The organism is Clostridium carboxidivorans P7 (assembly GCF_001038625.1).
In the GTDB taxonomy this organism is placed as follows: Bacteria; Bacillota; Clostridia; order Clostridiales; family Clostridiaceae; genus Clostridium_AM; species Clostridium_AM carboxidivorans.
In genome coordinates this window covers 4,943,078-4,956,569 of the sequence record NZ_CP011803.1, presented here as the reverse complement: position 1 = coordinate 4,956,569, position 13,492 = coordinate 4,943,078, and the positions used below count along the sequence as shown (strand labels likewise).

The following is a 13,492-nucleotide window of genomic DNA, read 5'->3' as shown; positions in this document are numbered from 1 at the left end:
CCTTTTTTACTTTAATTTTTGTAAAAAGCTTTCGCCATACTTAGGCATTTTTACATTAAAATTTTCAGCAACTGTGGCACCTAAATCAGCATAGGTTTTACGTATTCCTAAATCATTTCCTTCTTTGAAGCGTTTGGAATACGCAATTAGCGGAACATATTCCCTTGTATGATCTGTTCCAATATAAGTTGGATCAGTTCCATGATCTGCTGTAATCAATAATAAATCATCTTCTTTTAATTTCTCAAATACTTCTGGCAATCTTTTATCAAATTCTTCTAGAGCATCACCATAACCAATTGGATTACGACGATGTCCATAGGCAGCATCAAAATCCACTAAATTAATGAAGCTAATGCCATGAAACTCTTCATCTAGTAATGAAATTAACTTATCCATACCATCCATATTAGATACAGTTCTGATTGCTCTAGTAACTCCTTCTCCATCAAATATATCTGAAATTTTTCCAATGGCAATAGACTCTAAGTTTGTTTGTTGTAAATAGTTCATTACTGTCTCACCAAATGGTTTTAACGCATAATCATGACGATTAGACGTTCTTTTAAATGTATCCGCAGTTTTACCAACAAACGGTCTGGCAATAATTCTTCCTAAAGTATATGGCTCATCTAATGTTATTTCACGACAGTACTTACAAATTTTATATAATTCATCTAATGATATAATTTCTTCATTTGCAGCAATTTGAAGTACAGAATCTGCCGATGTATATACTATTAATTCTCCTGTTTTAAGCTGTCTTTCACCAAGTTCCTTTATAATTTCTGTTCCACTGGCAGGTTTATTTGCAATAACCTTTCTGCCAGAAAAATCTTCAATTTTCTTAATTAATTCATCTGGAAAACCTTCTGGAAATACACGAAATGGTTTATCAATATACAAGCCCATCATTTCCCAATGTCCTGTCATTGTATCCTTTCCACGAGAAGCTTCCTGCATTTTTCCAAAGTAAGCTTTGGGATGAAATGCTTTTCTTACCCCTTTAATTTCATAAATATTGGACAATCCTAGAGATGACATATTAGGCATTTTTAAACCATTTTTCTTCTCAGCAATATGCGCTAATGTATTTACTCCAAAATCATTAAACTCTTTTGAATCTGGTGCTTCTCCTATACCAACTGAATCCATAACGATTATATGTATTCTTTTAAATGGTTTCATGATTTTTTCTCCTTCCTGTTTAAAAAAATGCGAAGCATTTTTTAGAGGACAATTGACAGAGGACAGAGGACAGTGAAGGTAAGTTTTCCTCCTTACGTCAGAAAACTAATTTATTTTAAAGCTTTTTTGCTAATGCAAAAGAAGCTTTAAATTTATACAAATCAGCAATGTTTCGCTTTAGCGAAACAAGTCATCAAAATTTAATTAAAGATTTTTCGTAGCAAAGCGGAGAAAAATCCTCCTTCACTGTCCTCTGTCAATTGTCCTCTGTCCTCTAAAAAAGTTCCGTTGCATCATTATTTTTATATTAAGTCAACTTTTCCATATACAAAATCTGAGCAACTTCCAAACAAGTATCTTCACTATTCAGAGATAATAGCTATACTTGCACTTGCTCCAATACGAGTTGCTCCAGCTTCAATCATTTTTAAAGCCTCTTCCCTAGTATGTATACCACCAGAAGCTTTAACTCCCATATCTTTGCCTACTGTTTTACGCATTAATTGAATATCCTCTGCTGTGGCTCCTCCAGTAGAAAAACCAGTTGATGTTTTCACAAAATCCGCACCTGCTTTTTTAGATAACTCACAAGCTCTAACTTTTTCTTCTTGTGTTAGAAGACAAGTCTCAATAATTACCTTTACCAAGGCTTTTCCCTTTGCTGCTTCAACAACAGCTTTTATGTCTTTTTCTACATAAACATCATTTTTATCTTTTAGCTCTCCAACATTAATAACCATATCTACTTCTGTTGCTCCATTTTTAATGGCATCACTAGCTTCGAAGGCTTTTGTTTCTGTTGTGTTAGCTCCAAGAGGGAATCCTATAACAGTACATACTTTAACTTCAGTACCCTTTAACTTTTCACTTGCTAACTTAACCCATGTTGGATTAACACAAACAGATGCAAATTTGTTTTCCTTTGCTTCATCTATTAATTTTAAAATCTGTTCCTTTGTTGTATTTGGTTTTAAGGCTGTATGATCTATCATTTTAGAAATATTCATTGTAAATCCCCTTCACTTTCTGTTATTATTTTATAATTGTTTTTACTTTATAAGATCTCTTTTAGTAAATGCTCCTGGTAAAATTTCATCTAATGTTTTAACTATATACTCGTTTTCATTTTTTCCTAAGATTATTTCAATGTCCTCTGATCCAAATTCGGCTATTACCTGTCTGCAAATACCACAAGGATATGTGTATTCATTTTCTATTCCAACTATTGCAATAGCTTTAATAGTTGTATATCCTTCTGATACTGCTTTGAATATGGCAGTTCTTTCTGCACAATTAGTTGCACCATAAGACGCATTTTCTATATTACATCCTGTATATACTTTTCCATCTTCAGTAAGCACTGCTGCTCCAACTTTAAATTTAGAATAAGGAGCATAAGCATTTTTTCTTCCTTCTAAAGCTTTAGAAACTAACATCTTATAATCCATTTTAATTCTCCTTTTCATTCCTATTATAGTTTTATAATAAAACTTCTTTGAACACTTGTAAATAAAGTAGTGAAATTTTGTTCTAAAACTAGTCTAAAATTTTTTTTGCTGTGTATTGATCTGTAATCAAAACATTAGCATTTCTGCCTTTTAATGCTCCCTTAATTGCTTTTACTTTATGTGTACCTCCTGCAACTAGAATGGACTTTTCCTTTTGCTTAAGATCTTCTAAGGATATTCCTATAGTACGATTATTAATTTGTTCATCACAAATCTCACCATTTTCATCAAAAAAGCGAGAGCAAATGTCACCTACACTTTTTTTCTTTAATATGCTTTTTTCTGCTTCATTTAAATAACCTAGATGGAAAAGTAACGCTTCATCTCGAACAGTACCAACTGTAAAAATAGCTATATTAGCATTTCTCCCCATCTCCATAGTACTTCTAATATGACGATCTTCTTCTACCATTTGCTTTACAACTGCATTATCAAAAATTACTGGAAGTGGAAGATACCTAGGCACTGTTTCAAAAGCCTCAGCAAAAAGGGTAATTGTTTCCGATGCATATGTATTTACTTTTGAATGACTAATTCCCCCCTTCAACTGGACAATTTCTACACCTTTAACGTTTTTCTTGGTAAGCCTTTTGGCAACCTCATACATTGTTGTTCCCCAGCTTACTCCAATAATATCCCCATTTTTTACGATTTTCTCTAAATATTCTGCTGCTTCCTTACTAATATATTCCCTAATTGAAATATAATCATCCTTTGGTGAAAAAACAACATGAACATCATTTAATTGATACTTTTCTTTTAATTGATAAGCCAACTTATCCAAATCAGCAAATGGATCAATAATATCGATTTTAACATATCCCTTTTCTTTAGCATAATGAAGAAGTCTTGATATGGTAGGTCTTGATATACCAAGCTGTGTTGCAATTTGCTGCTGACTGTAATCTGACTGATAGTAAAGCCTTGCTACTTCAACACTTAATTGTTGTTTTTCACTATCCACAAGTTTCACTCCTATTCTTTATTATGTATTTAGATCATTCTATATCCAAAAAAATACATTATGATTAAAATTAATGTAATAAGTGCTATGATACCAACTACTATTAATAAGGCTATTATCTTTTTATTTAAATTCATATATATTCCTCCTAAACTCAGGATTTCTATAATGTTATTAGTTAATTCTAAATAACCTAAATCATCTTTATCTATATTATATATCATTTTACAATCCTTATATCCTACATTAAATATAAGTTACAATTATTAAAGAAAAATCAATTGAATAGCATTACACTGAAAAATATCGTCTATTACGCTGTGAAAGTGTTATGCATACAGCTTAAATTAATAGTATAATAAATATTAGTTATCATTTCGTTGAAAGGGGTCCTTATACCTTGCTTACTAAAGATGTAAATATAATAGGAAAGAACAAAATAAAAAATTCTATATTTAATGTAACTTGTGAATCACTACATTTAGGAATACTTCTAGCAATAGTTGGTGGATTCTTAGATGCTTATACCTTCATAGGAAGAGATGGTGTTTTTGCTAATGCTCAAACAGGAAATATTGTCCTTGTAGGCATAGCTGCTTTAAATAAAAATTGGATGCAAACTTTAGTACAAGCCCTACCTATTTTAGCCTTTATATTAGGAGTAGTAGTTGCCGAAACCATTAAAAAGAATCCGTCTGCTACTTTTATAAAAAATTCAGAGCGTGCTATATTAATCATTGAAATAGCTTTGCTTTTTATTATAGGATTTATACCTAATAATGTTTATAATGTTTTTGTAACTGTTACAATTTCCTTTGTAGCATCTATTCAAACTTCTTCCTTTAGAAAATTGGTTGATTCTCCATATGCTACAACTATGTGTACTGGTAATTTACGTTCTGCTTCACAAGCAGCTTATATAGCTTTTACAACTAAGGACAGAGATTCTGCTATAAAAGCCACTCGTTACTTTATTGTAATATTTTCATTTTTATTTGGTGCTTTTTTAGGCGGACTTTTGACATTATCTATCGGATCTAAAGCAGTATGGGGTTCTGTGGTTATATTAATTCTTTCACTAATCCTACTTAATGAAGAAAAACTTTAATCTAATTTGATAAAAAACAAGGGACTGCTTCAAAACGCATAATTTCCCTTGTTTTTTTATTTATACTTTATAACAAGCCTTTTTTAATTTCTAATAAATAACTTTTCCTTATAACTAAGAAATATATGATTTGAATAATCATCATAGCTACTATTAGCTGAAGTGCTGGTACAATTATTTTAATTTCAAAAGCATTTAATGCATTCATAGCAAAAATAAAATGTATTACAGCTATTATATATGGTAATAAAAATAGCACTCCTATTTCAATGTTTAACACCTTTTTTATTTCAGTATAGGTTAATCCTATTTTATTTAACTGCTTATACTTAACTTTATCTTGTATAATATCCATATAACATTTGTTATACAAAAAACTTGCAGTAGTTACAAAGAAAATAAGTCCTATAAATATTGCAGTAAACAAAATTATACCATAAGCTATTTTTGTCACTTCTAATATATTAGCTTTAAGAAAGTTTTTAAAAACTTTATCTCCTGTGTCCTTTCCAAATCTATTAATATAATTGTTACATATATCCGATGTATCCTTGTAATTTTTTACATTAATTGCAGAAAAATAAACTCTAGTACCATTTATTCTTTGATAAACGTCATCCTTAACTACATATATATCACCATAAAATGCTGGCATTATTCCTTTATTATCTTTTTTAGCAATTTTCAATTTTATATTATCTAGGATAACATTTTCTTTTTTATAGTTTATTGAATAACTTAACATTATCGTCTCATTTTTATTAAAAGAATCAATATTTAAGTTTATTGTTGATGCTAATTTTTTATAATTTTCTTCCCTAATTGCAAATACCTTATCCTTCTCCCCTCTGGAAGAGATAAACTTCATTTCACCATTATCTTTAGTATAATCCACAGCTTTATTTTTAAGTGAACTTTCTATAAAATCACCCTTTAGATTAACTTTACTTTTATTTTCATAAGTATCTGAATAGAAAAATGCCTGTGGAAAATTTCTATCTATTTGAGCCTCTTTATCCTGCCAGTAAGCATATACTGACCCTACTGCACAAAGTGCAATTGTTGTAGTTATTGTAATTAAGAAAAACATCCTTGTGTTATCCTTTATCTTATACAATAAATTTGATATCCATAATACTGTGGTTTTTTTCATATAAAAACTTCTATTCTTTTTCATAACTTTAATTATAAAAGTGCTTAGCTGTGAAAATAAAAGATAAGTTGCTACAATTACCATTATTGTTACAGGTATTATCCTATATGCTATTGTTTTTTCACTGCATGTAAGTGACATATAATATCCCGCTGTAAGCAATATTACACAGACAATGGCAAGAATAATAGATGACTTTGGTTCAGCTTTAGGTTTTTTAGTTCCTTTTAGCAGCTTTAAAACCATATCTTCTTTTATGACAAATGAACAAAATATTGAAATCAACATTCCCATGATTAAAAATCCAACAAAAGTAATAATCATAGCCTTAACTGGAATATAAAATCCTAATGCATTAAATCCTAATAATTTTCCACTCACAGCTAAAAGTATTTTTGAGAAAACCATTCCAAGTACTATTCCTACTATTCCTGATACTGAAGTAATAATTATATTTTCAATGCTTATCATTTTTTGTATTTGCTTTTTTGATAAACCTATAATATAGAGTATTCCAAACTCCTTATATCTTCCTTTTAAAAAAGTACTAACTGAATAAAATACAAAGAAGCATAAAAATAAGTATGCAATAATCGTTGTGATGTGGAGTGCATTCCTCATATGATCAGGCAGCTTAAGTACTATAAACTTAGGATGAAATATGATCATTGTAAAGGAAAATAGTAAGGCTGCTGACATGCTGCTGCTTAAAAAGTATGCAAAATATGCTTTTGCATTCCTATACACATTCCTAGTGGCAAACTCCATAAAATTCATTAATTTTCACCTCCAAGTAATGCAAGCACATCAATAATTTCTTGATAAAATTGTTGTCTACTATCTCCTTTATAAATTTCATTATATATAGTTCCATCTTTTATAAATAGAATCCTACTACAATAACTTGCTGATAATGGATCATGAGTTACCATCATTGTAGTTACCTGTTCTTCTCTATTGATTTTTTCAAATAACTCCATTACAGTTTTAGCAGCCTTTGAATCCAAATTACCAGTAGGCTCATCTGCTAGCAGCAAAGTAGGTTTATGTATTAAAGCTCTTGCAATAGCTGTTCTTTGAGACTGACCTCCTGATATTTCAAAGGTCCTCTTATTAATTAAGTTGTGTATACCCAGAATATTTGATATTCTTTTCAGCTCACAATCCTGTTTCTTAACTGATACTCCATCTAGTGTAAGTGGAAGTACTATATTTTCCCCAACAGTTAAAGTATCCAACAAATTAAAATCTTGAAATACAAATCCTAATTCTCTCCTTCTAAACAAAGCCAAATCATCACCTTTAAGGTTTAACGGATTTTTATCATTTATTTTTATTTCTCCTGAACTGGGTTTATCCACTGTTGAAATCATATTTAATAGTGTTGTCTTTCCACTACCTGAGGGCCCCATTATCCCTACAAATTCTCCTTTTTCTATATCAAAACTTATATTATCTAATGCATTAAATACCACTTTTCTGCCATATACCTTGCTCAAATTCATAACTTCTAAAATCTTCATTTACACCACCCCTTTCTATACTGCTAAAGTAATAACCTTTGTTAATACTAATATTCCAAGCAAACTACCTGCTATAATTCTATAAATTGCAAATACCTTCATTGGTTTCTTTTTCAAAAAGTCTATAAATTTTCTCATAACAATCAAAGCTACTATAAATGCTACAACAAATCCTAATATTAGTGAAATCCAGAATGTTGGTGTCATTATCGAATAATCAAATTCAAATAAATCTTTTCCTGTAGATCCTATCATAGCTGGGATTGCCATAAAAAATGAAAATTCTGCTGCTATTGGGGTGGATAATCCTGCAATCCAGCCACCCATTATTGTAGATGCACTTCTGGACATTCCAGGCCACATACAAAGTAACTGAAATAAACCAACTTTAAATGCTTGCTTAGGAGTTATGTTATCTATACTTTCAATTTTATGCTTTCTATTTCTAAACTTATTTTCAACTATTAATAACAATAATCCCCCAACTACAAATCCTATTATTACAGCTTCTGGTATAAACCTTGATTTTATTTTACTATAAAACAACACTCCTGCAATTCCCATTGGTATAGATGATGCAATAACATTTATTCCAAATTTAAAACCTGTCTTTCCTTCTCTTCCTTTAGTAAATATAAATTTTAAAAATTCTACTATACTTTCTTTGATTTTTTTCCAGTACAAAACAACTACTGCCATTATTGCCCCAAGCTGAATTACAACTTCAAACATCTTTGTGAATTCTCCTTTGAATCCAATTGCCCATCCAACTAATATCATATGTCCTGTAGAAGATACTGGAATAAACTCAGTTACTCCTTCTACTATGGCTATTATAATTGCTTTTAATATAAATATTATATCCATGCCTACACACACTCCTTACAAACTATTCATTACTTGTATATAGTCTATAATAATAATGTGTAAGGTGCTATCTACAAAGCTTACGTGAATGTGACATGTATGTAAGCTTTGTTTATACAACTATTTTCAAAAAATAAATAAAGAAGAATCTTAAGATTATTTTAGATTCTTCTTCATTATGATTTCAATCTATATTTTAATATTAATGCATAAAACTTGACTATTGTGATGGAAAACATGCAAATATTATTGTAACTTTTGTTCCTTCATTAATATTAGACTTTATCTCCACCTCATGTCCCAAATTTTTGCATACTTCTTTTACTATATATAATCCCATACCTGTAGATTCTCCAAACCTACGTCCATTTTCTCCAGTAAAAAATGCATCAAATACTTTTTTAATATCCTTACTTGGAATTCCTATTCCACTATCAATGACGCTCAATTTAATTTTCTTTTCATATTCGCAGGATTTTATAATTAATTCTTTTCCTTTATCCTTTGAATACTTAATACCATTAATAATCAACTGGTCTAATATAAACTTCAACCACTTTTTATCACTATAAACTCTAATATCTTTATCAATTTCCAATCTAGGAATTATTTTATTCTTTATAAAAATTCTTTTTTCTTCATTTACTATGTCAAGAACTAAACTCTTCAAATCAACCTTCTCTACTAAAAAATCCTTTTTAAAAGAATCTATTCTTGCATAATACATTGCCATATTTAAACCTTTATTTAATTTATTAACCTCTTCTTCAATACTTAAAGCTACTTCTTCTCCTTCATATTCTTTAAGCTGAAGTTGTATTACGGACAAAGGTGTTTTCATTTGATGAACCCATTGATTGATAAAAGTTAAATGCTCATTGTGAATCTTGTTTGATTTCCTTATTTCAGCATCATATAAATTATGCTGTTGTTTTAATATATTGGAAATATTTTCACCTAATTCTGAGCTGCCTAGTTCTACAAAAGCACCATTTAAGGATGTAATTCCATTCTTCAATAGTTTATATAACCGTCTATTTTGATAATATTTAAAGACTAAAAAACAGACCAAAATAAATGTATTGAACATGAATATATAAATAATCTCACCAACTTTTATAAATCCCATAACATTGCAATACATTATTGTAAGAATTAAACTCATTAAATATATAAAAATATAACCTTTATTATGTTTAAAAAATAAATTCATATCATATCTACCAGGTTTTATTTAACCTATAACCTGCTCCCCTTATAGTCTCTATCCCTCCATCTATGCCTAAATTCTGAAGTCTTTTTCTTATCCTGCTGATATTTACGCTTAGAGTGTTTTCCTCTACAAATTCAATGTCATCCCATATTTTTTCTAAAAGAAAATCTCTACTAACTACCTTAGGATATTTTTTCATAAGATATTCTATCAATATCCCTTCTCTTTTAGTTATAATTAACCTTTGTTCCTTAAATTCTAATTCCAATCTTTCTGGATAAAATCTAAGGCCATCAACTTCAACTATTCTTTCTTCTATTTTAGGTGCATAATCTCCAAAAGCTCTTCTTAAGTGGCTTTTTATTTTTGCAATAACCAAATCGTAATAAAAAGGTTTAGTTATATAATCATCAGCCCCACTTTCTAAAGCCATAACCTGATCCATTCCACTGTCTCTTGCAGATATAAATATTATAGGTACCTTTGATTGTTGTCTTATCTTTCTGCACCAGTAAAATCCATCAAATTTAGGTAAATTAACATCCAATAATACTAAATCTGGATTATATTCATTAAAGCCCTCCATTACCTTTCCAAAGTTTTCTACTGTTTCTACTTGAAAACCATACTTATCAATGCACTCTTTTAACACAGCACTTATTGAAATATCATCTTCTACAATATATATTTTATATTTCATATTGATTTTTCTCCAATTCTGCATCCTAATATACAATTTAAGTTTAAATGATAAAGAGATAACTTTCAATAATTTGGATAAAAACAATTTAATTGCTCCATTTCTTGACAGGCAAAAAATTATATTATATACTCATTTTGCACATATTGTATCCTAAGATTACATACTGTAACCAAATATACACCTTGTAGATTATAATTATCAAATAGGAGGAAATATTTTAATGGATACCACAATATCTAGAAGAGAAAAAGAACGACGCATGAGAGAAGACGATATAATAGATGCAGCAGAACAAGTATTTAGTACTACAGGCTATAGTGGAGCCTCAATGGAGGAAATAGCCAAACATGCACAATTCACAAGGAAAACTATATATCAATATTTTGCTGATAAAGAAGATTTGTATTTTGCAGTAATAATTAGAGGCTTTCAAAAGCTTCTATGTTATTTTGAAGAAGAAACCCAAAATGGTAAAACAGGTTTTGAAAAGCTTAAAAACTTATCATATGCTTATTATAAATTTTATAAAGATTTTCCCAAAACTTTAGAATTGATGAACTATGTTGGGTATATAAAATCCAAGAAAGAACCTACACCTAAGCATGAAGAATTTAATAAAATTACTGAATTAGTAGCACAAAAAATTGCAAAAATAATTAATGAAGGTAAGGAAGATGGAAGTATACGTAAAGATATTGATACAATGAGTGGAACCTATTCCGCTGAATTTTCAATAACTGGTTTTTTTCACATGCTTTCCGTATCAGGAAAAACCTTCCTAAACCACTTTTCACTTAATGAAGAACAATTTATACAATTTAATATCAATTTACTATGTGATGCTTTTCGTAGCAAAAATTCATAAAATATAAAATGAGAACTACTATACTAAGAATTTAATATAGTAGTTCCCTTTTTATAGGTATTCCATGTGCTGGACATACCCATTTAAATGAAATGTTAGATATGCTTTTAATGGATTTCATAAGTTCATCTTTGTTCCAGTTCATATTAGGATATGGCCTTAATTGTCCTTTTCTAGAATCTACTAAATCTCCTGCAAATAATACATCTTTATAAAGTATACAAACATGTCCAGGTGTATGACCTGGAGTTGCTATAATTTCTATATCTCCAATTCTTATATCCTTGTTATAAGCATATACATTTTCTGGTTTTCTTACCCTGAATAAAAATGAAAAAATTCTTTTTATTCCAGGTCTATTTTTATATCCTTTAATATATGGAATATCTTCTTTAGCTGCCCACAGCTTAGCATTAGTCACCTTTTGAAGCATATGAGCATTTCCCACATGATCCAAATCATGATGAGTTAATACTATATGTTTTATATCCTGTAATTTTATATTCATAGCTGAAAGTTCTTTTAAAATTCCTTTTCCTTGCCACATCTGTCCTGTGTCAACAAGGATTGTTTCCTTACCAAGTATTATATATGCATAAGATCCTTTTGTAGATTCTAGTGCATACACATTATCAGTTATTTTCATTTATTTACACTTCCTAAATTTTTTTATAAACTTCTCCTATTAAATAATTTTTATTTAAATTAACCCCCTTTTTGAAAGACTGTTATATGTAGCATACTCTTCTCCATCTTTACATTTTAAAATTTTCTTTTTGAATACAGGTTTTAAATACAGCCATATAATTAACCTCATAATTAAATTTTGAAAAGGATATTTATTATCATTTTTTATATCACTTGTTATTTTTCTTCCCAAAGTATGTGCCTTTCTCATTGCATCTTGATTTTCAAAAGTCTTCTTCTCAGTACCCTTAAACATAGTACCCACCCCTAAAAATCCAGATACATAACTTCTTCTAAATATTCCAAATTGAAACATACCAGTAAGCTTTTTAGCAACCTTCTTTGCCATTCCCTCACCATAAGCCGTAGATATTCCTGCTCCATATTTGTCTCCCATTAAAGAAGCATACAGGGTATATGGTCCCAATCTCTCAATAAAGCACTTCATTATTGCATTATACTCTGCAGCGTAGGTTGGAGAACCTAAAATAATTCCATCTGCTTCATAGATAACCTTTCTAATTTCCTCAAAATCATCTGGTAGTGGGCATTTTCCCTTAGCTGTACATGCTAAACATCCTGTGCAAAAACCAAGATTATGCTTAGCCAAAAAAATTTCTTTTATTGACGCCCCCTCTTCTTCCGCACCTTTAAGTGCTTCTCTAACAAGTGCAGCAGTATTACCATTAACTTTCGAACTGCTTATCACCCCAACAATTTTAATATTTTTTTTCATTCCCTCATTTCCTCCCATCTTTAACTAAAAACACCTATCATGGCCTACTTTCTATTCATAAACAATAAAAATAACATTATATAATTTTGTCAACGCATTGTATATTTAAGTTACATATCGTAACCTTAATATACAATATGTTAATTGTCATTGTCAAGTGAATCAAAAGAACTTTTTCATATTTTTACAAAAAATAAATAAAGAAGAACCATTAAGATTATTTTAGGTTCTTCTTTTTATCAACTATACATAGATATATTTTTTCGCCCACTGTCTAAAATACTGCAATTGCTCTTCGGTGTGAAAATAATGTTCCCCCTGTTCCATTACCTGAAGATCACAGTGAAAAGCCTTAGCAAAATCAGACACCACATCAAACTCACATATATCATCCTCTGAACCATATAAAATTGATGTTTCTTTATTCCAATTAACAATAGGATGCTCTTTTACATAACAATAGTAATCCCAGTAAAGTTTTTGTCCAATAGGTGTAGAAATTTCTTTTTCTTCTTTCAATCTATTTTCACTTACATTAAACCATGTCATCATATTATTTATGATACGTTCCATATTTACCACAGGTGATAGGAACAAACACTGTTTTAATGAATCCTTCTTATATGAAAGTAAGCTAAAATATGCTCCCATACTGCAGGCAAACAAACTTATGCTATTTGATAGCGATTTTGCATAACGCATAATAATATTAAGATCATGAACACAATTTTGAACTTTACAAGCATAGTTTTCACTTTTACGATCACCATGTTCAGGCAAATCGAAACTTAGCACCTGGTAACCTTTTGCTACTGCTTCTTCTACAAATGCAACAATAACATCATCTGACTTATTTGACATATTGCCATGTACGGCTATAAATAGTTTATCTGACTTATTCCCCCACAAAATTGCAGGTATATTTTCTATTTTTAAACTTTGTTTTATCATTACAATTCTTCCTCCATATACCACTC

The 13,492-nt window shown here is 29.7% G+C and carries 14 protein-coding genes; 2 read left to right on the top strand and 12 right to left on the bottom strand.

The genetic code is table 11. The features are described 5' to 3' along the window. Window positions 1-6: 6 nt before the first annotated feature. From deoB to Ccar_RS22405, 4 genes are all read right to left on the bottom strand, one after another. Window positions 7-1,188 carry a phosphopentomutase gene (gene deoB, locus Ccar_RS22420; protein WP_007063138.1) on the bottom strand — a complete coding sequence of 394 codons (1,182 nt, stop codon included), beginning with the start codon at window positions 1,186-1,188 and terminating at the stop codon, window positions 7-9. A 362-nt stretch (window positions 1,189-1,550) separates the two neighbouring features. Next, window positions 1,551-2,195, bottom strand: coding sequence for a deoxyribose-phosphate aldolase (gene deoC / locus Ccar_RS22415; protein WP_007060513.1), 645 nt, complete (start codon window positions 2,193-2,195; stop codon window positions 1,551-1,553). Between the two features lie 42 nt (window positions 2,196-2,237). After that, window positions 2,238-2,636, bottom strand: coding sequence for a cytidine deaminase (locus Ccar_RS22410; protein WP_007060514.1), 399 nt, complete (start codon window positions 2,634-2,636; stop codon window positions 2,238-2,240). Window positions 2,637-2,724: 88 nt separating this feature from the next. Continuing rightward, entirely contained in the window at window positions 2,725-3,660 is a 936-nt protein-coding gene (locus tag Ccar_RS22405; protein WP_007060515.1) for a sugar-binding transcriptional regulator, read from the bottom strand. Between the two features lie 400 nt (window positions 3,661-4,060). On the opposite strand from Ccar_RS22405, the gene Ccar_RS22395 reads away from it, so the two are divergent. Further along, the gene (locus Ccar_RS22395) at window positions 4,061-4,768 is read left to right on the top strand and encodes a YoaK family protein (RefSeq protein WP_007060517.1); all 708 of its coding nucleotides are present in this window, start codon (window positions 4,061-4,063) and stop codon (window positions 4,766-4,768) included. Window positions 4,769-4,835: 67 nt separating this feature from the next. On the opposite strand, the gene Ccar_RS22390 is transcribed toward Ccar_RS22395, so the two are convergent. The 5 genes from Ccar_RS22390 to Ccar_RS22370 all read right to left on the bottom strand — a co-directional run bounded on the left by Ccar_RS22390 (window position 4,836) and on the right by Ccar_RS22370 (window position 10,224). Further along, a complete protein-coding gene (locus tag Ccar_RS22390) occupies window positions 4,836-6,698 on the bottom strand; it encodes an FtsX-like permease family protein (RefSeq protein ID WP_007064548.1) in 1,863 nt (620 codons plus the stop codon). Next, complete coding sequence (locus Ccar_RS22385) at window positions 6,698-7,444, bottom strand: ABC transporter ATP-binding protein (RefSeq protein ID WP_007060520.1); 747 nt, start codon at window positions 7,442-7,444, stop codon at window positions 6,698-6,700. Before Ccar_RS22385 ends, Ccar_RS22390 begins: the two co-directional genes overlap by 1 nt. Before the next feature lie 15 nt (window positions 7,445-7,459). Then, entirely contained in the window at window positions 7,460-8,311 is an 852-nt protein-coding gene (locus Ccar_RS22380; RefSeq protein WP_007060521.1) for an undecaprenyl-diphosphate phosphatase, read from the bottom strand. 220 nt (window positions 8,312-8,531) lie between these two features. Then, a complete protein-coding gene (locus Ccar_RS22375) occupies window positions 8,532-9,524 on the bottom strand; it encodes a sensor histidine kinase (RefSeq protein ID WP_007060522.1) in 993 nt (330 codons plus the stop codon). Between the two features lie 7 nt (window positions 9,525-9,531). Beyond that, entirely contained in the window at window positions 9,532-10,224 is a 693-nt protein-coding gene (locus Ccar_RS22370) for a response regulator transcription factor (RefSeq protein WP_007060523.1), read from the bottom strand. 223 nt (window positions 10,225-10,447) lie between these two features. Between Ccar_RS22370 and Ccar_RS22365 the strand changes: the two genes are divergently transcribed. After that, entirely contained in the window at window positions 10,448-11,092 is a 645-nt protein-coding gene (locus Ccar_RS22365) for a TetR/AcrR family transcriptional regulator (RefSeq protein WP_007060524.1), read from the top strand. A gap of 31 nt (window positions 11,093-11,123) precedes the next feature. Here Ccar_RS22365 and Ccar_RS22360 read toward each other — a convergent pair whose 3' ends face one another. The 3 genes from Ccar_RS22360 to Ccar_RS22350 all read right to left on the bottom strand — a co-directional run bounded on the left by Ccar_RS22360 (window position 11,124) and on the right by Ccar_RS22350 (window position 13,466). Beyond that, window positions 11,124-11,738, bottom strand: a complete 615-nt coding sequence (locus Ccar_RS22360; RefSeq protein ID WP_007060525.1) for an MBL fold metallo-hydrolase — start codon at window positions 11,736-11,738, stop codon at window positions 11,124-11,126. Window positions 11,739-11,792: 54 nt separating this feature from the next. Beyond that, complete coding sequence (locus Ccar_RS22355) at window positions 11,793-12,515, bottom strand: flavodoxin family protein (RefSeq protein ID WP_007060526.1); 723 nt, start codon at window positions 12,513-12,515, stop codon at window positions 11,793-11,795. Between the two features lie 243 nt (window positions 12,516-12,758). Continuing rightward, window positions 12,759-13,466: an alpha/beta hydrolase gene (locus Ccar_RS22350; RefSeq protein WP_007060527.1), complete on the bottom strand. Its 708-nt coding sequence runs from the start codon at window positions 13,464-13,466 to the stop codon at window positions 12,759-12,761. Window positions 13,467-13,492 lie beyond the last annotated feature (26 nt).

Bases quoted from the DNA above. Each gene is read 5' to 3' on its own strand.
- deoB (WP_007063138.1), bottom strand. From the start codon at position 1,188: ATGAAACCATTTAAAAGAATACATATAATCGTTATGGATTCAGTTGGT.
- deoC (WP_007060513.1), bottom strand. From the start codon at position 2,195: ATGAATATTTCTAAAATGATAGATCATACAGCCTTAAAACCAAATACA.
- Ccar_RS22410 (WP_007060514.1), bottom strand. From the start codon at position 2,636: ATGGATTATAAGATGTTAGTTTCTAAAGCTTTAGAAGGAAGAAAAAAT.
- Ccar_RS22390 (WP_007064548.1), bottom strand. From the start codon at position 6,698: ATGAATTTTATGGAGTTTGCCACTAGGAATGTGTATAGGAATGCAAAA.
- Ccar_RS22385 (WP_007060520.1), bottom strand. From the start codon at position 7,444: ATGAAGATTTTAGAAGTTATGAATTTGAGCAAGGTATATGGCAGAAAA.
- Ccar_RS22380 (WP_007060521.1), bottom strand. From the start codon at position 8,311: ATGGATATAATATTTATATTAAAAGCAATTATAATAGCCATAGTAGAA.
- Ccar_RS22375 (WP_007060522.1), bottom strand. From the start codon at position 9,524: ATGAATTTATTTTTTAAACATAATAAAGGTTATATTTTTATATATTTA.
- Ccar_RS22370 (WP_007060523.1), bottom strand. From the start codon at position 10,224: ATGAAATATAAAATATATATTGTAGAAGATGATATTTCAATAAGTGCT.
- Ccar_RS22365 (WP_007060524.1), top strand. From the start codon at position 10,448: ATGGATACCACAATATCTAGAAGAGAAAAAGAACGACGCATGAGAGAA.
- Ccar_RS22360 (WP_007060525.1), bottom strand. From the start codon at position 11,738: ATGAAAATAACTGATAATGTGTATGCACTAGAATCTACAAAAGGATCT.
- Ccar_RS22355 (WP_007060526.1), bottom strand. From the start codon at position 12,515: ATGAAAAAAAATATTAAAATTGTTGGGGTGATAAGCAGTTCGAAAGTT.
- Ccar_RS22350 (WP_007060527.1), bottom strand. From the start codon at position 13,466: ATGATAAAACAAAGTTTAAAAATAGAAAATATACCTGCAATTTTGTGG.